This is a genomic window from Frankia sp. CcMO1 (assembly GCF_977945845.1).
In genome coordinates this window covers 1-17,720 of the sequence record NZ_CDWTMG010000082.1, presented here as the reverse complement: position 1 = coordinate 17,720, position 17,720 = coordinate 1, and the positions used below count along the sequence as shown (strand labels likewise).

The window sequence follows — 17,720 nt, the reverse complement described above, 5'->3', positions numbered from 1 at the left end:
GCCGAACAGCGCCGGCAGCGTTCCCTCGTGCGCCGCGCGCAGCTCGTCGAGGCCGACGGTGAAGGCGTCCTGTACGTCGAGGGTGTCCCCGTCGACGACACCGACGCGCCGCCACGGCAGGCCCCGCACCTCGCACATGCCGGTGAAGCGCAGTTCCTCTGTGCGGGGCACCGCGACGACGGCGCGGCCGGCCGACTCGCTGAACAGCTCGACGAACGGGTCTGATCCGGCCGGCAGGATGATCCGGGCGCCGTGCCCGCCGCGCAGGCACGACTCGACGAGCGCCTGGGCGAGCCCACCGTCGGAGAGGTCGTGCGCGGCGGTGAGCATGCCGTCGCGGGAACCGGCGACGAGGATCTCGCCGAGCAGCTTTTCCCGGGCGAAGTCGACGGCCGGCGGCTCGCCGCCGAGATGGCGATGCGTCACCCACGCCCACTCCGAGCCGCCGAATTCGTCGGCGGTGTCGCCGAGCAGGATCAGGACGTCTCCCTCCTCGGCGAAGCCGATGGGCGTCCGGCGAGTGACGTCGTCGAACAGGCCGAGTACCCCGATCACCGGGGTCGGATGGATCGGCGTCGAGCCGGTCTGGTTGTAAAACGAGACGTTGCCGCCCGTCACCGGGAGGCCGAGCCGCCGGCAGCCCTCGGCGAGGCCCGCGCACGCCTGGGCGAACTGCCACATCACCTCGGGATCCTCGGGGGAGCCGAAGTTCAGGCAGTTCGTCACCGCGATCGGCACCGATCCGGTGGCGGCCACGTTGCGGCACGCCTCCGCCAGGGCGAGCTGGGTGCCGGCGAACGGGTCGAGCCGTGCGTACCGCCCGTTGCCGTCGGTGGCGAGCGCGATCCCCAGGCCGGTGGCCGCCGACAGCCGGAGCACGCCCGCGTCCTCCGGCTGGGCGAGCACGGTGCCCGCCTGCACGTACCGGTCGTACTGGTTGGTCGCCCAGGCCCGCGAGCACAGGTTCGGGGAGGCGACCAGCCGCAGCAGGGTCTCCCGCAGCTCCGGCCCGGTCCGTGGCCGGGCGAGCCGGGCGGGCGTGGGCGCGTCCGCCCGGACCAGGTCGAAGTCGACCGGGCGGCGCAGAGGGCGCTCGTAGACTGGGCCATCGTCGGCGAGTGATCCGGGCGGAACGTCGACGACGACCTCGCCATGCCAGCGTACGGTCAGCCGACCGCTGTTGGTGACGGTGCCGATCCTGGTCGCGAGCACACCCCAGCGCTCGGCGAGGGCGAGAACCTCGGGCAGCGCCTCGGGCGTGACGATCGCCAGCATGCGCTCCTGGGACTCGCTCGCGAGGATCTCGTGCGCGGCCATCGACGCCTCGCGCAGGGGCACGAGGTCGAGGTCGACCTCCATGCCGCCGGGCTGGCCGGTGGCGATGCCCGCGGCGGTGGTCTCGGTCAGCGCGCAGGTCAGCCCGGCGCCGCCGAGATCCTGGATGCCGGTGACGAGCTTGCGGTCGAACAGCTCCAGGCAGGCCTCGATCAAGATCTTCTCGGTGAACGGGTCGCCGACCTGCACCGAGGGCCGCCGGGCCGGGCCGCCGCCCTCGTCGAAGGTCGCCGACGCCAGTATCGAGACGCCGCCGATGCCGTCCCGGCCGGTCTTGGCGCCGAGCAGGACGACGGCGTTGCCGACCCCGGTCGCCGCCGACGTCTGCACCCGATCGACCGGCATGACCCCGACGCACAGGGCGTTGACCAGCGGGTTACCCGCGTAGGTCGGGTCGAAGACGACCTCGCCGCCGATGGTGGGCAGGCCGAGGCAGTTGCCGTAGCCACCGATGCCGGCGACGACCCCGGGCAGGACCCGGGCGGTGTCCGCAGCGTCGGCCTCGCCGAAGCGCAGCGGGTCGAGCACGCCGATCGGGCGGGCCCCCATGGTCAGGATGTCGCGGACGATGCCGCCTACACCCGTCGCGGCCCCCTGGTACGGCTCGACGAAGCTGGGGTGGTTGTGCGACTCGATCTTGAAGGTGACCGCCAGCCCCTCGCCGACGTCGACGACGCCCGCGTTCTCCCCCATGCCCACCAGCAGCCGGTCCGTCGACGGGGTATCCCGGAACTGCCGCAGATGCACCTTGGAGGACTTGTAGGAGCAGTGCTCGCTCCACATCACCGAGTACATCGCGAGTTCGGCGTCGCTGGGCCGGCGACCGAGGGTCGCGATGATCAGGGCGTACTCGTCGTCGGTGAGCCCCAGCTCCCGGTAGGGCTGCTCGGCGGGGGGACTCACGGAGGTGGCCGCGGGGGCGGCGGGGTTGCCGGTCACCCTCCCATCCTCGCCGATATCCCCTGATCCGGGCTCCCGGGCGGACAAGGAGACCCCTTCGTAACCAAAAATCCCTCTTTAAGAGGAAAAAGCCGACAAAACGCCGGACAGTACCGAGGTGAACATGCGAAGCCCGCCGACCCCAGGGCCGGTGAGGTCGTCAACAGCGTGCTCGGGATGCGGCATCAGGCCCACGATCGTCCGGCTCTCGTTACAGATCCCGGCGATGTCGGCGGCCGACCCGTTGGGATTCCCGCCGACGTAGCGCACCACAACCCGCCCGGCCGCCTCGAGTTCGGCGAGCACGCCCGGGGCCGCGACATAGCGACCATCCCCGTGCTTCACCGGGATGACGATCTCCTCGCCGTCCTGGTAGCCGCGGGTCCAGGCAGTGCCCGGCGCCTCGACCCGCAACCGCTGGTCGCGGCAGACGAAGTGCAGTCCCACGTTGCGAGTCAATGCCCCGGGGAGCAGGCCGGCCTCGCAGAGCACCTGAAACCCGTTGCAGATGCCGAGAATCGGCAGGCCCGCGCGGGCCGCCGGGACGAGGGCCGCCACCATGGGCGAGAACCGGGCTATCGCACCGGCGCGCAGGTAGTCACCGTAGGAGAATCCGCCGGGCAGGATGACGGCATTGACGCCGGCGAGATCGCTGTCGCCATGCCAGAGGGAGACCGGTTCGGCACCGGCGGCCCGCACTGCGAGCGCCGTGTCCCGGTCGTCGAGGGAGCCGGGGAAGGTGACGATCCCGATCCGGGCGGGCGGGGCCGCCTCGGTCACTACCACACCCATCGCGATACCCGCCCAGATCCCTCGGAGTCCACTCCCGTCAGCGTAGCCGGTCGGATTGTGGGGCGGCCGGTCGAGGAAGGGAGTCGGCCGATCGACGAAGGGAGTCGGCGGGGGACGGCGGGAGACGTCAGACCGGATGGATGCCCTCGGCCACCTCCGGGCGGGCAGCGGGCCAGGGCCCCGTCCGCGCCCGGCTCAGCCGCTCCCCGGGAGCGATCTCCTCCCAGGTGAGAGTCTTCTCCAGATGCACGCGGGTGCCCCGATGGGGGCCGTCCACCTGGTGGAACTGCACCCGGTCCATCAGAGCGCGCATGAGAAAGATGCCACGGCCTTGCTCGGGAACATTTTCCGGCCTGGGGAAATCGCTGTTCTGGCGGGCCGTCCGATCGAGATTATCCATGCCGTCGAAACCGTCGCCGCGATCGCTCACCTCGATGATGGCGACTTCGTTGTCCACTCCCACCAAAACCTCGTACTCGTCGCTGTCATGGGCATGTAGAAGAACATTGTCGCACGCTTCTGTCAATGCAAGTTCAACATCGTAAATGCATTCTTGGCTGACGCCCAGGACTTTCAGGGACTGCGTGCAGATACGTCGAACTACGGGTATGGAGATCTCATCGTGGGGCAACGACAGGCTTACTTTGATCTCCATGCCGGAGGGTGTACCCGCGTCACGCATCATCAACCGAACGACCTACGCTGGCGCAGGCTCGATCCGGTCACATGCCATCGGTCATCGTAATCGGTTATCTCAATCGGGCGGCGAGGGCTCGGCCCAGCTCGGTGCCCGAGTGCCAGGCATTCTCGATCTTCGGTGTTCCCCGGCCGTCGCCGGCGAGCCCGATCCCACTGCCGGACAGGTAGTACGGCTGTTCGTGCGGACGGTCCGGGCGGGCGAAGGTCCACCTTTGCACGTACGTCCAACTGGGTTGCACCGTGATGGTGAGCAGGCGCCGTAGTGCCGCGACGAGATCGGGCCCGGCCGCCGCGGGGTCGGCCAGCCGCGCCCGCGCGAAATCCGGCGTCGAGTGGGCGACCAGGACGGCGGCACTGTCACCCCGGCGACGGCCGTCGTCGGCGATCCAGGCGATCGGATCGTCGTCGTGGACGAAGGCTCCGTCGATCGGTGCCCAGCACCGGTAGGGCCAGCCGGCGAGCAGCGCCAGCACCGGCGACCAGGGGCGGTCGGCGAGCTGCGCCCGCTCCTCGGTGCAGGCCGGGTCGAGATGGCGCAGCGCCTGCGGGTCGGGCATCGCGAGGACCACCGCGTCGGCGGCCTCGTCGTTGACGCGGGGACCCGGGGTGATCCGGCGGATCGGCGTGGACTGCGCGACCTGCACCCCGGCGCGGGACGCGAGGTCGGCGACCAGGGAACGCAGCCCGCGTGGGGCGGCGTACCGCAGCGGGCCGGAACGCGGCTCGGCCAAGGTGGCGGTCGGTCCACTGATTACCGACATTCGGTGCGTCCAGGGGCGTACCAGGCCACGGATGAACCAATCGTCCACGACTTCGCGGAACTCCGGCGAGGTGGCGGTGAAGTACGACGCGCCGGAGTCCACGATGCGCCCGTCTATCCACCGTGAGGCCATCCGTCCGCCGATCACGCGGCCCCGGTCACGGACATCCACGGTGATTCCCTCGGCTAGCAGTGTGCTGGCGCAGGCGATCCCAGCAATGCCCCCGCCGGCAACGACGACCTTCGCCACCGACCCCCCATATATCGAGATGAATGCCGCGGGCGCCGCCTGTCGAGCAGCCTTTCACCGGTTCCCGCGGCGTCGTCTTCCTGGATGTGCCGCCACGGTGACGGTGGCTTGCGGACGAGCGTCGATGATGCTCGCCATCAGTCCCGCCAGGGCCCGTCCGCCGAACGGCTGTGTTCATCGTGCCCATTGAGGAGGGGGCCGCGTGCGGTATCCGTGGTAATGGTTCCGCAGTGACGGGATAGTCCCTGCCGTGGAAGAGGGTTATCCCTGAATGGGCGCCCGAGATGCCGGGGATGCATCTGTCGTCGACCGGATCTGTCGGCTGTCGGCTCTCCGTCGGCCCGCTCCTACGACGGGGCCCGCTCCCGCGACGGGAGCGGTGGTGTGTGCCACGGGCGCGGCCGCCACCCGGCACCCTCGTCATCCGCCGACCATGGCTTAGCCTTACCCGCAGGAAGTCCATGACCGCGCGTGACGGCCTCTACCCCAGGAGGTCGTGATCGCTCGCCGACCCGCACCCCAGCGTCCCGGCACCCGCCCGGCACGAGTCGCCACGCCCGGCTCTGGCGGGGGAGCCGCACGGAGCCGTCGCCGCCCGTCTGTCCACGGATCCGATGGGGCCATCCCTGCCGTCGGACCGCGGGAACCCTGTCCCTGCGGGTCGGGCCGTCGTTACAAGGCGTGCCACGGCGAGCGGAACCGGCCGGCTCCCGTGCTGCGCCCGTTCGCGGGCCGCCGCGACGAGCCGGACCTGGTCGCCCTGCGGGAGCTGGTGCCCAGCGCCACCGCGCCGCTGACCCTGGCGGCGGCCTACCTCGCCGACCATCCTGAGCACGCCGACCGGCGCATCACGCTCTGCACGATGCTGCCGCAGGCCGCCCCCGCCCTGGTGCGCGAGGACGGCGAAATCCTGGTCGCCCTGCAGATCGCCCTTCCGGGTCTGGACGCATCGCGGGATGTCGCCGGTGCCCTGCTCGCCGCACTCGCCGCTGAGCCGGGGAGTGTGATCGACATCCCGCCTGCCTCCGCGCCGCGCCTCGTGGAACAACTGCCCGCGGGACTCGCCGGGTTGCCCCGGCTCACCGACCTGCTGGACCCGGCACCCCTGGGCATCACCGTTCATTCCGGGTTCGGATGGTGGCTGCCACCGTCGGACGAGGAGAGCGGTCCGAACCAGGAGGTGGCGGTGATGCTGGAGCGCGCCAACGCCACCGTGGTGCCCACCGTCCGGCTCACCTCGGTGCCGGCCGCCTACTGGTGCTACCCCGGTGACCGCTGGCACCTGCGGTGGGCGCTTCCGCTGGCCTGGCCGGGCGCGGCGGGTACTGCGGCGGGCACCGGCTCCGAGGCCGAGGCGGTCGCTCCCATCGGCGCGGGCGCCGACGTCGCCCCCACCGAGGAGGCGTTGCTGGATGCGCTGGCTCGCCTGGCTGCGGCCGAACGTCTCACGGTGGGGGAGGGCTCCAGGTTCATCGGGTTCTTCCGCGCCGACGGGCTCGTCGTTCCCGTCTGGGATCTCGCGCCCGGAAGCGAGGCGGACCGCTGTGAGGAGCCGGCCGCCGCGCTGCGGGTGGCCTATCAACGGGCACTGGCCGACACCACGGCACTGACCGCGCACGAACGCCGGGTGCGGGCGGGTCTTGTTGGACGCAGCCTCACCCTGCGCTGACGGCGTCGGCGCCAGACCGCGGTGTCGGGGTGGGGTGCGGTGTCGGGGTGGGGGTGCGGTGTCCGGGAGGATGAAGCGCCGTGAGCAGGGTTGACGATCCGGAGAACACCTTTGACGTCATTGTCGTCGGGGCGGGCCCGGCCGGTGGCAGCGCGGCGCGGGCGGCGGCGAACGCCGGGGCCCGGGTGTGCGTGCTCGAACGCTCGGCGGTACCTCGCTACAAGACCTGCGGTGGCGGCCTGGTCGGCCTTTCGGCGGATTATCTCGGCACCGAACTGACCGGTCTGGTCCGAGCCAGCGTCAGCTCGCTGACGATGACCTGGGACGGCCGCTTCGAGGTCACCCGCGGCCGGTCCGGCGGCCGTCCCTGGATGTCGATGGTGATGCGATCCGATCTGGACGCCGCTCTCCTGGCCGCGGCGGCTGCGGCCGGCGCGACCGTGCGGACCGGTGCGCACGTGGTGGGGCTGACCGAGAGCGGTCGGGATGTGACCGGGCCGGGCGAGGCCGGGATCGCAGAGGACGCCGGGGATCAGGATGACGGTTGGGTGACCGTGCGTCTCCGCGCGGGGGCGGGCCTGCGCGCTCGGGTGGTGGTGGGTGCGGACGGCACCTCGGGTCGTTGTGGCACCTATGCCGGTGTCCGCTGTGACCAGGTCGACGTCGGCCTGGAGGGCGAGTTTGTCGCCGACCCGGCGCGTGCCGCGCGATGGGCCGGGCGCATGCTCATCGACTGGGGGCCGGTGCCGGGTTCCTACGGGTGGGTGTTTCCCAAGGGACGGGTGCTCACGGTCGGCGTGATCGGTGATCGTGCCGAGGGCGCCGCGCTGCGCGCCTATTACACCCGGTTCGTCGACCGGCTCGGGCTCACCGACCTGCCGCGCCAGCATGACTCCGGACATCTCACCCGGGTGCGGGCCGTCGGCTCCCCGCTGCGTCGGGGCCGGGTATTGGTCGCGGGGGACGCAGCCGGGCTCCTGGATCCGTGGACACGCGAAGGCATCTCGTTCGCATTACGGTCGGGTCGGCTCGCCGGGGAGGCGGCCGCCGCGGCGAGTGTGGGTGTCGGTCACGCGAGGGCGGGCGTGACCCGGGCCAGGGGGGTCACGGATACAAGGCCGACTGGCCCGGGTACCACGGCGCCTAGCCCGGGTGCCACGGCGCTCGACGCCTTGGCCGCCTATCCCGCGCGCGTCGAGACGATCCTGGGCCCCGAGATGGCGGCGGGACGAGAGGTCCTGGCCGCGTTCACCCGCCGGCCGGGCGCGATGCACACGGTCATGGCGGGCCCGGGCGCCTTCGGGCTGTTCACCCGGCTCATCGAGGGACGGACCACCATCGCCCGGCAACTGCGTCGTCCCGGCGTGCGGACGGCGGTGGCGGTGCTGGGCCGCTGAGGTGCTGAGGCAGCCGGCGGTGCCAGCGGCGTCAGCCGCCCGGGTAGCCGCGGCGTTCCTCGCCGAAGCGTTCGGCCACCGCGCCGGCGATCTCCCGATAGGCCGCCCGCGTCTCCCGTTTCAGGCTCGACAGCACGATCCGTCCCCCGTCGGCCAGATGCGGGTCGAACGGGACCCGGACCACCCGTCGCGTCCGGGCTTCAAAATGCCGTTCCAGCGTGTCGACGTCGACCCGCTCGCCCTGGACGGGGAACATCGAGATCACGGCGACCGCCTCGCGGACATGGTCGGAGTAGCCATGCGCGTCCAACCAGTCGAGAGTGGCGCTCGCGCTGGACCCGCCGTCGGCGCTGGCGCTGCTCACGATCACCAGCGTGTCGGCCAGCTCCAGCACCCCGTGCATCGCACTGTGCAGGATGCCCGTCCCACAGTCGGTCAACAGGATCGAGTAGTGTCGTTGCAGCAGATCGTCGACTGCCCGGTAGTCGGCGTCCCCGAAGGTGTCCGACAGCTCCGGATCGTTGGCCGACGCCAGCACCTCCAGCCTCGAGTCGGCCTGTGACAGGTACCTGCGGACGTCCACGTACCGGTGCAGACGCGGAGCGTCCGCCAGCAGCTCGCGCACCGTGTGGGCGGAGGTGCGTGGCACCCTGGAACCCAGGTGCCACGGTCCGGGTTCGCGTCGATCGCCACCACCCGGTCATCGCGCAGGCTGGCCAGCGTGGAGCCGACCGCCACCGTCGTCGTGGTCTTGCCGACGCCGCCCTTGAGGGATATCACCGCGATGCGGTGACAGCCGTGCAGCGGGTTCCGGATGCGCGCGAGGAGCCGGCGGTCGCGAACCTCGTCGGGGGACGGACCGGGGTTCACCGCGCCCGCCGAGACCTGGTACACGAGCCTGCGCCAGCCGCGGGACGCCGTCTCTGGGGGAGCGGGCAGCAGTGCGCTGGTGGCGAGCCCCGCCCGGCCGTTTCCCGGTTCCCGGGGACCCGTCTCCCGGGGACCCGGTCCCGCCGGGCCGCCGGGCGACCCGGCGGGACCGGGATCGCGCAGCCAGGAGGGGATGCGGCCGGCTTCGGTGGGCGTGCGGGCCGGGCCAGTATGCGGGCCGCGGGCCGCCTTGCTCCCGGTTCTCGACCGGTCGGGGGGCGGCGGCGTCGAAGTCCGCCCGTCTCATCGCGGCGGTCTCCTCCAGAGCGGACGAGTTTGCCGGCGCCACCGGCGGCGTGCTCCGCCACGGATCATGGCGTTCGTCCCGCGGGGCCGGTGGCGGGCCCGGTGGCGGGGGCTGGGCGTACGGGTCGGACGGTGGCGGTGGCGGGTTCAGCGGATCGCCCCGCCAGGCCCGGGTCTCCCCCGGCGGGGGCGGCGGGTACGCTTGACCGAACACTCCGCCCGGATTCGGGGGGAACTGGTCGAGTAGCGGATCGAAGGTGCGGGTCTCGATCGGCAGCATCCTGCCGTTGTCGTTGGCACTCTCCGTGCCTCGACGGTTCATGGCCGCGGACCCGGGAGTGCCCCGATCGGTCCAGCCCGCCGAGCCGGCCGGGTGGGAACCTGTTGCCTCGGAACCCGTGGCCGACATCGGATCAACGCGGCGCATCGACGGCCAGGTGTCGGAGACGGCGGGGGACGCCGTCGGGGCGGCGGTGCCCGGCCGGAAGGCGGATGCCGCCGGCTCGGGGCGGTAGGGGCCGTCGACCGTCCAACCGGTGGCACCGGCGGAGCGCGGCTGCGCCGGACCGGTCTGCCAGTGACCCGGGTCGGCTCGGTCGGGAGACGACCGGCCGGTGTCCGTCACTGCCGGCAGTCGGCTCGCCGAACGGGACGGCTGTCGGTGGTCGGCGGCGGGGACCCGACGCGCCCGCCACGCTCCTGCGGCCCGGGATTCGCGGGGTCCCGATCTCCGACATCGCCGACCCGGATGGCGCCGATCTCCCGAGGATCATCGTTCATGATTGTTCTCCGGGCAGCACACCACCTGGTTGATCCCCGGGGCGGGCATTCCCTCCGTCGTGTTCAAGGGCCTCCCCTCCGTTCGGGCGACCCAAGCCATGAGGCCGGGGTGATCTGACGACCACGCCCAGGACGGTGGTCCGCGCCGGTAGCCCCGCTCGGAGCCGGGCGTCCGGCACGTGGACGTGACCCGCCGGACCGGCCCGACAGGTCTGACCAGAATGACATGTGGTTCCGTGGACCGCACGGCCCGGCCGGTGGAAACGGTGTGCCTCGTGTGGTGCCGGCGGCGGGGGCGTCTCCTCCCCGGGGTCCTGACAGCGAGGGTGATGAGGGAGGCGTCAACGGTAGGGGGACCAGCGGACGCCGGTGTCGCCGGAGCGCAGGCTGTCGATCCTGACCCGGAACTGGGCGGCCACCGTCGCGCTGCTCCCCAGGATCGGCACCACGCTCGTCACCAGCTTCAGTTCCCGGACCGCCCGCAGGACGGCGAACCCGTCCCAGGTGGTGACGTCGAAGTCGTAGCCCCGGGCCAGGTCGAGGTGGGCCTGAGGATCATGACCAAAGCGTAGCCGGCCGACCGCCACGGGAATCAGGTCCCATTCCGCCGGCCCCAGGCAGGTAGCGTCGAAGTCGCAGAGCAGCGCGCGGCCGTCCGCGGCCCGTACGAGGTTAGCCAGATGCGCGTCCCCATGTATGACGACCCGCGGCAGCGCGTAGCGGATGGTGGGCAGAGCCGCCGCGACCCGGCTGGTCATCTTCTCCAGGAAACGGCGGTCGGGCTTGGGGAGCGCCTCGGCGTCGGATAATCGCCGGCGGACGTCGTCGAGGGGATCCCAGCGTGGCAGCGGCGGTTCCGGCGGCGCCAGAGTGTGCAGACCGCGCAGCGCGCCGGCCAGCTCCGTGGTGTCCGGTGCCGGGCCGCCGGGCGGGGTGCCAGGTGGCGTCGCGTCGGCCCAGACCGTCGCGAGGAAGCCGGCCGCCGTGACCGGGGCCGGCACGCCGGGGAGCAGCCGGGACGGCCGGGACGTGGTTCTCCGCCAGCCAGCGGGCCACCCGGACCACCTTGCTCACCCGATGCGTCATCGCGGCCGATCCGATGATCCGGACAACCGCGCCGGCCCGTGGCAGCCGGTACACCGCGTTCACGGTTCTCTTGATCAGCACGGCGCCCGAGTCGTCCAGGCCGGCCTCAGCGCAGATCGCGCCGAGGGCGCGGCGAGTCCGCTCCGCGGTGAACCGCGCGTGGTCCGGCGAGCCCGCCGGAGGGCGCCCGCCGTCGGGCATTCCACCCTCGTACGGTCCTCGTACGGTGGCCGGCGTCAGACCGACGGGCTCGGCACGGGAACCGCGCGCCCGCCGGGCCGCTGCCGCGCCGCGGAGCGCTGCCACTCCCGGATGAGTACCGCGAGGTCCCGCACCTGGTGCACCTCGCTGTGCGGCCGGGTGGCCGCGAGCAGCTGATCCGCGCGCCCCGAGACGGAGGCCACGGTTCGCCCCCAGGAGATCTGGATCGCCTCGGTGGCCAGCGCGCAGACCTGGTCGAGTTCCAGGCGGCCCTGCCGGGCCAGCGCCAGGGCGAGATCGAGGCGGATCACCGACCGGAATCCCGGGGCGTTCATCCCGTCCAGCTTCGGCATGGCGAGATCCGCGTGCTCCTGGGCGGCCTGCGGGCGGCCGAGCAGACACAGGGCCGTCGTGGCGTTGTAGGGCACCTCGACCGGATTGAACTGGTCGAAACTCGGACCGGGACGGCCCCACCGGTCTGCCGGGATGGCGTCCGCCAGGTCGTACGCCCGGTCCAGGGCCTGGGCCGCGCCCCGCACGTCACCGAGGGCGGCGAGGGCACGCGCCTCCTGGCAGACAAGTCGGGCCCGCACGGCACCGCCACTGACGTGGGTCAGCCCGTCCCGGGCAAGGCGGAGCGCCTCGTCGGGCCGGCCGGCGTAGAACTCGTTGACGGCCGCGACTTCCCGGGCCGAGCCGCGAAGCGTACCCTCACCCACCGAGCGCCCCGCCTGGAAGCCGAGCGACGTCAGCGACCGCGCGGTCTCGATGTCACCGAGTTTGAAGGCCGCATCCGCACCCAGCACGGCGACCCGCCCCCGCAGCACGTCGCGCCGGTGGGCGTCGCCGGCGGGGATGGACCGCCGGCTGAGCCGCTCCAAGCCGCGGCGCAACCGCTCGGTCTGGGCCAGGATGTGCGCGGGTGGGGTCGCCTCGTGCGCGTCGAGGAGGTCGTCGAGCAGATCGTCGGCGCGTTCCAGAGCGAGCTGGACCGGACTGGCCGCGAGGACGTCCGAGACCTCCATGATCTGTCCCTCGGCGAGGATCGCGGTCATGACCGCCGCTCCCGCATAGCGATGGAACTGTCTGCGGTCCGAGGCGCCGGGGGCCGGGGCGCCAAGGCGCGTGGTGTGGGGGGCCGACGACGGTGTCGGCTGCGCCGGGATCGCTCCGCTCACAGCGCCGAAGGGTGCTTCGCTCACAGTGCCGAAGGATGGCGTGCCCGCAGGTACTGGTGACACATCGGTGGGGCTCGTTGCGGACTTCGTCATCGAAGGCTGGGGCGGCGGCGCCGGCTCGTAGTCCTCGGGGTGGTCGTCCGGAGGGGTGCGCGCCGGTGGGATGATGATCGACTCGGTGGTCGCCCACCAGGGTGGGAGAGGGGCCGACCGGCTCGTCGGGACCCAGGCCTCGGGGTCGGGCCCGCGCGTCGGTGAAGATCCGCTCGACTGCGGCATGCCGCGCGTCCTTCCTTCAGATAACACCACGGTCGTGACCGTGGCGACAAGGTAGTGGGGGGTAGAGCCCACTGTGAGAAGCGACCGACCGGAGGCGCACAGTGAGACCACACGCCCGCATCGGTGCCGCGACCGCCATCCTCCCTGACGGCGGTCCGGCCGGATCCAGCGATCAACGGCCGAAGTCTCCCGGCGGTCGTGCGACGGCCTCGCTGCCGCCGGCCGGTCGCTCCGGTCACTCTGGTCGGTCCGACCGGATCTGGCCCGTGTCTCGCTTTGTCAATAGTAGGAGGGAGGCTGCGCCGAAGGGTGATGGTTGTTGGTGCGCAAAGTTCCTGTCATCGTGGCTCTGCGTGGTGTTACCCGGAGGTTTCCTCTGCCGATCATGTTCGGCGGGCGAGCCGGCGGCGGTGCGATGCGGCGGTGGAGTTCGCCGGTCGGCGGTGGCGGGACGAGGAAGGGGGGCGCTGGCAGGACCGACAGGATCGCGCGGCGCAGGCTTGCGGATCATCGCCCCGGCCCGGGAGGGTCCCGGGCGACGAGCCGAGGGAGGCCGGGATGCGGCCCGCCGTCGGTCCGCTCCAGAATGGGAACGAGGCGGCAATAGCTTTGAAATCATGACATCTCGTCATGATTACCGAAAAGGTGAAGCTGGGGCCCGATGTTGGTCCGATCGGTGCCGGCGTCCATCCCTGCGTTCGGGTCGTCCATCCCTGCGTTCGGGTCGGTAGCCTCGGCATTGTGATCGATGGCTCCCCGACGTGCTTTCCGGCCGGCAGGTCGCGCAGCTGGTGTCGACCAGGCCGGCCGTGGTCGGCGCGCCGTGCCTGATGACCGCGTGGCGCGGCGTCCCGCCGATCCACTAGTCGGGCCGCGGGCAAACCTGCCATCCGCCTACGCGTCCCTGGCCCGTGAGCTCGATGACCAGGCGCACCGGGCCTGGCCGCCGTTGCGCCAGGTCGAACGGGCCGGGTGGGTGCTGCGCGAGTCCGCCGGATCGTCCCGGCGAGGCAACTCGGTCTGGGCTCGCGGTGACGTGCCCGACCTCGCCGCGGCGCTCGCCACGGTGCGGGATTTCTACACCGCCGCCGGTCTGCCGCCGACCTTCCAGCTGGCGCCCTTCTCCCGGCCGACCGGGCTCGGCGCGGTCCTTGACGCCGCCGGGTACGACGACACCGGTCCCACCGACGTCTGCACGGCGCCCCTCGCCGACCTTGTGCGTGGTGCCGACCGGGCACCGGCGGCTGCCGGCTCGGTGGGGGTGACCGTCACCACCACGCCGACGGATGAGTGGCTGGAGGTCGCTGGCCAGGTGCTGACGACATTCAACGTGCAGCGGCCCGGCACGCTCGCGGTGCTCTCGGCGCTGCGGCTGCCCACCATCTACATCACCCTGACCGTGGACGGCGTACCGGCGGCGGTCGGACGCGGCATCGCGGACGACCGTTGGCTGGGTGTCTACAGCATGGCGACCCTGCCTGTGGCCCGTGGCCGGGGCGCGGCCCGCCGGGTCATCGCGGCACTCGCCGAGTGGGCGGCGGGCAGAGGCGCCACTCATGCGTATCTGCAGGTCGAAGAGATCAGCGCCGCGGCGCGGGGCCTGTACGCCGATCTTGGTTTCCGGCCGGTCTACCGCTACGCCTACCGCCGTGCGCCGCTGGGCGCGACGTCCGGTGGAGGTCTCCCATGAGCGGGACCGTCGAGGAACTCCTCGTGCCGGGCGGCCTGACCAGGGTGATGGGCGTCATCAACGTCACGCCGGACTCGTTCTCGGACGGCGGTACCTATCTCGATCCGCTGGAGGCGGTCCGGGCCGGGCTGCGGATGGTCGACGACGGGGCGGATCTCGTCGACGTCGGTGGCGAGTCGACCCGACCGGGCGCGTCCCGGGTCATCGCCGCCGAGGAGATGCGTCGCGTGCTCCCGGTGGTGGCCGAGCTCGCCGCCGCGGGCGTCCGGGTCAGCATCGACACCAGCCGTGCCTCCGTGGCCGCCGCCGCGGTCGACGCCGGGGCAGTGCTCGTCAACGACGTGTCCGGCGGCGCCGATCCCGATCTGCTCGGTCTCGTCGCCGACCGCGGCGTGCACTATGTGCTGATGCATGCGCGGGGGACCAGTGCGGACATGGCGTCCCGGGCGGTGTACCGCGACGTGGTCGCGGAGGTGGTCTCGGAACTCGTGGACCGGCTCGAGGCCGTGCTGGCCGCCGGGATCGCCGAGGATCGGGTCATCCTTGACCCCGGCCTCGGCTTCGCCAAGACCGCCCGGCACAACTGGACGCTTCTGCGCCACATCGACGCCTTCTTCGCGCTCGGCTGGCCGCTGCTGGTCGGCACGTCCCGCAAGTCGTTTCTCGGCTCGGTACTGGCGGGCGCGAACGGCTCGGCCCGGCCGGTCGCAGACCGGGACGACGCCACCCAGGCGACCACCGCGTTGCTGGCCGCGGCCGGGGTGTGGGGCGTGCGGGTGCATGCCGTCCGGCCGGCCGCCGACGCCGTGCGGGTCGTGCGCGCCTGGCGGGACGATGGTGACCGGCCCGGGGACGGACCCGAGGTCGATCCCGGCTGGGCCGTGGACGCCGGCCGGGTGGAAGACCGGGAGGCTCCGTGGGTTCCGCGGTGACGGGTTCCGCGGCGGAGGTCGCCTCCCGACCGAGGGCCACGTCGCTCGACCGGATCACCCTGTCGGGGCTGCGGGCTCGCGGCCACCACGGGGTTCTGGCGGCGGAACGGGATCTTGGCCAGGAGTTCGTCGTCGACGCCACGCTGTGGCTCGACCTCTCCTCGACAGCGTCCCACGACGACGTGACCCGCACCGTGCACTACGGCGAGCTTGCCGAGACCCTTGCCGGGATCGTTACCGGAGAACCCGTGAATCTGATTGAGACCCTCGCCGATCGACTCGTCCGCGCCTGTCTGCGGGACGGTCGGGTGATGCGGGCCGAGGTGACTGTCCACAAGCCCGCGGCCCCGATCGCGGTTCCGTTCGCCGACGTCGCGGTGACGATCGTCCGGAACCGGGTCGACGGCGTCGAGTCGGTGACCGCGCCGGACGCGGCCGCGGGGGTCGCCACCGATGGCGGGTGATCGGATGACCCGGCCGGACCATGCGGTGCTGTCGCTCGGGTCCAACCTCGGTGATCGTCTGGGCCGGCTGTCCGCCGCCGTCCACCGGCTCGACCGCGCGCTGGGGGTGCTCGCCGGCTCACCGGTGTACGAGACGGCACCCGTCGGTGGACCCGAGCAGGACGACTACCTGAACGCCGTCGTCCTGGTGCGTCCGGCGCCCCCGCGTGATCTGCTCGAGGTCGTCCGCGAGGTGGAGGAACGGGCCGCGCGGGTCCGGGCCGTCCGGTGGGGCCCGCGAACGCTCGACGTCGATGTCATCGCGGTCGGTGACCTGCGCAGTGACGACCCTGAGATCCTCGTGCCGCATCCCCGAGCACATCTGCGGGCCTTCGTCTGCGTGCCCTGGCTGGACGTTGATCCCGAGGCGACGCTGCCTGGGCACGGGCGGGTCGCCGATCTGGTCGCCCGGATGGCCGTGGGGAACCACCCGGCCGGTCTGCGCCGGACCCCGTGGTCGCTGTCGGATCTCGTGGTCGAGGCGGATCTCGTCGTCGAGGCGGATCCCAGGGCCGGTGCCGTCACCGATCCCGCCGTCGGCGGCAGTGATGCCGGAGAGGCGGCCAGGTGAGACCGACCCGGGCGCGTGATCTCATCGCGGTCGCGGTGGCGTTCGGGGCACTCGGGTACCTGCTCCTGTGGTGGGCGTACCGATCGATTCCCACGCTGCCGCGAACGGCGTCGGTGTCGGTTCTCATGATCGGCGCCCTCGAGCTCCAGGTCGCGTCCCTGACCCGCCGCCGGCTGGAGGGACGGCCGGGAACGCGCCCGATCCTCCCGCTCACGGTCGCCCGGCTCGCCGCGTTGGCCAAGGCGAGCTCCGTCGTCGGAGCGGCGCTCGCCGGCCTCTGGGCGGGTGTGTTCGGCTACACCATGCCCCGCACGGGGGAGTTCCCGACCGCGGGGGGCGACGCGCTCACCGCGGGTCTCGGGTTGGCCGCGGCGATGGTGCTGCTGACCGGCGGCCTCATCCTCGAACGGGTGTGCCGGGTCAAGAAGCGTTAGCCCGGCCCGCCCTGGTTCTGGGCGGAATGTTCCGATGGAACACCGAAAAGTGGTGCGACCACCGATGGGCTGACTGTGCCGATTCGTGTTGGCAGGGCTACTCTGGGATAGATTGCGATATATGACCGTGGTCGGTGTCGGGATTGTCCTGGACCACCTTCGTAGGGTGGTGATTGTCGGCGTTGTTCATGTCGTCGGTGGATGGTGCGGTGACGTGGCGCCTGGGCGCCGGGGGCGGGAAGGGGCGGGTGGTGGTCGCTGAGGGCAGGAACTCGCACGGTGACACACGCGCGCAGCCGCGACTGAATCACAGTCGGGCGGATCATGATCGGGTAGATCATGGTCGGGTGGGCGGTGGCGCCGATCCCGGCCCACCCGCCGGTCCGGTTCACGACCCGGCGCGGAACTTCTCGGACCCCGTGCGTGACCTCCCCGACAACGCGGCTCGGACCGAGCGGATCCGGTCGGGTCCGGCAGCTGAGGGAACCGCCGCGCCCCGGCGCCGCCAGCCGTCCGAGGGTCGGATCGTCGCGTTCAGCACGCTGGCGACGAGATCCGCCAGGAGGCCCGGGCCGGCGGAACGGCCCGACCACCGCGGCGGTTGGCATGACCCGCGCGGTGCGGGTGTCTCCCCGCCGGGTGGGGCCGATGACCTCCGGCACCGACCCGCGTATTCCTCGTCTCCCCCGGACCCGCGCGCGCCGTCCGGGCCGGACCGGGGATCTCCTCCGGACCCGGACGGCTTCTCCCGGGGAGGCGGTCGGCCGGGTTCCGGGCTTCGGCCGGGTTCCGGGCTACTGGACGAGGTCAGCTTCACCGGGTACCAGCACGCGATCAGGGACGACGACCCACGGACCGCCGGGGAACCCTGGCGCCCCTCGAACCGGATGTCACCGGGCGGTGCCTCCGGCCGGCCACGAGCGGACCCGCTGGGACAGGGCCGGCGGGGGAGCCCTGAAGCCGACGGGCCGGATGTCGGTGACGCCGCCGCCGGTGACGCCGCCGCCGGTGACGCCGCCGCCGTCCCGGAGCCGGCCCGCCCGCACGGC

Annotated in this window: 15 protein-coding genes; 8 read left to right on the top strand and 7 right to left on the bottom strand. The window is 72.3% G+C overall.

Features of this window, described 5'->3' with window-relative positions:
• From purL to AC08OU_RS12190, 4 genes are all read right to left on the bottom strand, one after another.
• Positions 1-2,274 (bottom strand): phosphoribosylformylglycinamidine synthase subunit PurL (gene purL / locus AC08OU_RS12205; RefSeq protein ID WP_476604907.1); only part of this gene is annotated, 2,274 nt, incomplete at its 3' end.
• A gap of 78 nt (positions 2,275-2,352) precedes the next feature.
• The gene (purQ, locus tag AC08OU_RS12200; protein WP_462203505.1) at positions 2,353-3,066 is read right to left on the bottom strand and encodes a phosphoribosylformylglycinamidine synthase subunit PurQ; all 714 of its coding nucleotides are present in this window, start codon (positions 3,064-3,066) and stop codon (positions 2,353-2,355) included.
• Positions 3,067-3,193: 127 nt separating this feature from the next.
• Complete coding sequence (locus AC08OU_RS12195; RefSeq protein WP_462186132.1) at positions 3,194-3,751, bottom strand: ATP-binding protein; 558 nt, start codon at positions 3,749-3,751, stop codon at positions 3,194-3,196.
• Between the two features lie 64 nt (positions 3,752-3,815).
• Entirely contained in the window at positions 3,816-4,775 is a 960-nt protein-coding gene (locus AC08OU_RS12190) for an NAD(P)/FAD-dependent oxidoreductase (protein WP_476599551.1), read from the bottom strand.
• A 496-nt stretch (positions 4,776-5,271) separates the two neighbouring features.
• On the opposite strand from AC08OU_RS12190, the gene AC08OU_RS12185 reads away from it, so the two are divergent.
• Positions 5,272-6,444: a DUF5926 family protein gene (locus tag AC08OU_RS12185; protein ID WP_476599553.1), complete on the top strand. Its 1,173-nt coding sequence runs from the start codon at positions 5,272-5,274 to the stop codon at positions 6,442-6,444.
• Between the two features lie 80 nt (positions 6,445-6,524).
• The gene (locus tag AC08OU_RS12180) at positions 6,525-7,841 is read left to right on the top strand and encodes a geranylgeranyl reductase family protein (protein WP_476599555.1); all 1,317 of its coding nucleotides are present in this window, start codon (positions 6,525-6,527) and stop codon (positions 7,839-7,841) included.
• Positions 7,842-7,872: 31 nt separating this feature from the next.
• On the opposite strand, the gene AC08OU_RS12175 is transcribed toward AC08OU_RS12180, so the two are convergent.
• Complete coding sequence (locus tag AC08OU_RS12175; protein ID WP_476599571.1) at positions 7,873-8,490, bottom strand: MinD/ParA family ATP-binding protein; 618 nt, start codon at positions 8,488-8,490, stop codon at positions 7,873-7,875.
• 784 nt (positions 8,491-9,274) lie between these two features.
• On the opposite strand from AC08OU_RS12175, the gene AC08OU_RS12170 reads away from it, so the two are divergent.
• Entirely contained in the window at positions 9,275-9,532 is a 258-nt protein-coding gene (locus AC08OU_RS12170; protein ID WP_462186138.1) for a hypothetical protein, read from the top strand.
• Between the two features lie 606 nt (positions 9,533-10,138).
• Here AC08OU_RS12170 and AC08OU_RS12165 read toward each other — a convergent pair.
• Entirely contained in the window at positions 10,139-10,798 is a 660-nt protein-coding gene (locus tag AC08OU_RS12165) for a phosphotransferase family protein (RefSeq protein WP_476599557.1), read from the bottom strand.
• 321 nt (positions 10,799-11,119) lie between these two features.
• On the bottom strand, positions 11,120-12,541 hold the full coding sequence (locus AC08OU_RS12160) for a hypothetical protein (protein WP_476599559.1): 1,422 nt from the start codon (positions 12,539-12,541) through the stop codon (positions 11,120-11,122).
• 838 nt (positions 12,542-13,379) lie between these two features.
• Between AC08OU_RS12160 and AC08OU_RS12155 the strand changes: the two genes are divergently transcribed.
• Genes AC08OU_RS12155 through AC08OU_RS12135 form a run of 5 tightly spaced genes read left to right on the top strand, consistent with a single transcriptional unit; the run spans position 13,380 to position 16,671 of the window.
• Complete coding sequence (locus AC08OU_RS12155; RefSeq protein WP_476604906.1) at positions 13,380-14,231, top strand: GNAT family N-acetyltransferase; 852 nt, start codon at positions 13,380-13,382, stop codon at positions 14,229-14,231.
• A complete protein-coding gene (gene folP, locus AC08OU_RS12150) occupies positions 14,228-15,163 on the top strand; it encodes a dihydropteroate synthase (protein ID WP_476599563.1) in 936 nt (311 codons plus the stop codon). Before AC08OU_RS12155 ends, folP begins: the two co-directional genes overlap by 4 nt.
• Entirely contained in the window at positions 15,160-15,627 is a 468-nt protein-coding gene (gene folB / locus AC08OU_RS12145; protein ID WP_476599565.1) for a dihydroneopterin aldolase, read from the top strand. The genes folP and folB overlap by 4 nt, the downstream gene beginning before the upstream one ends.
• A 4-nt stretch (positions 15,628-15,631) precedes the next feature.
• Positions 15,632-16,237, top strand: coding sequence for a 2-amino-4-hydroxy-6-hydroxymethyldihydropteridine diphosphokinase (gene folK / locus AC08OU_RS12140; RefSeq protein ID WP_462203618.1), 606 nt, complete (start codon positions 15,632-15,634; stop codon positions 16,235-16,237).
• Positions 16,234-16,671: a DUF3180 domain-containing protein gene (locus AC08OU_RS12135; RefSeq protein ID WP_476593694.1), complete on the top strand. Its 438-nt coding sequence runs from the start codon at positions 16,234-16,236 to the stop codon at positions 16,669-16,671. Before folK ends, AC08OU_RS12135 begins: the two co-directional genes overlap by 4 nt.
• Positions 16,672-17,720 lie beyond the last annotated feature (1,049 nt).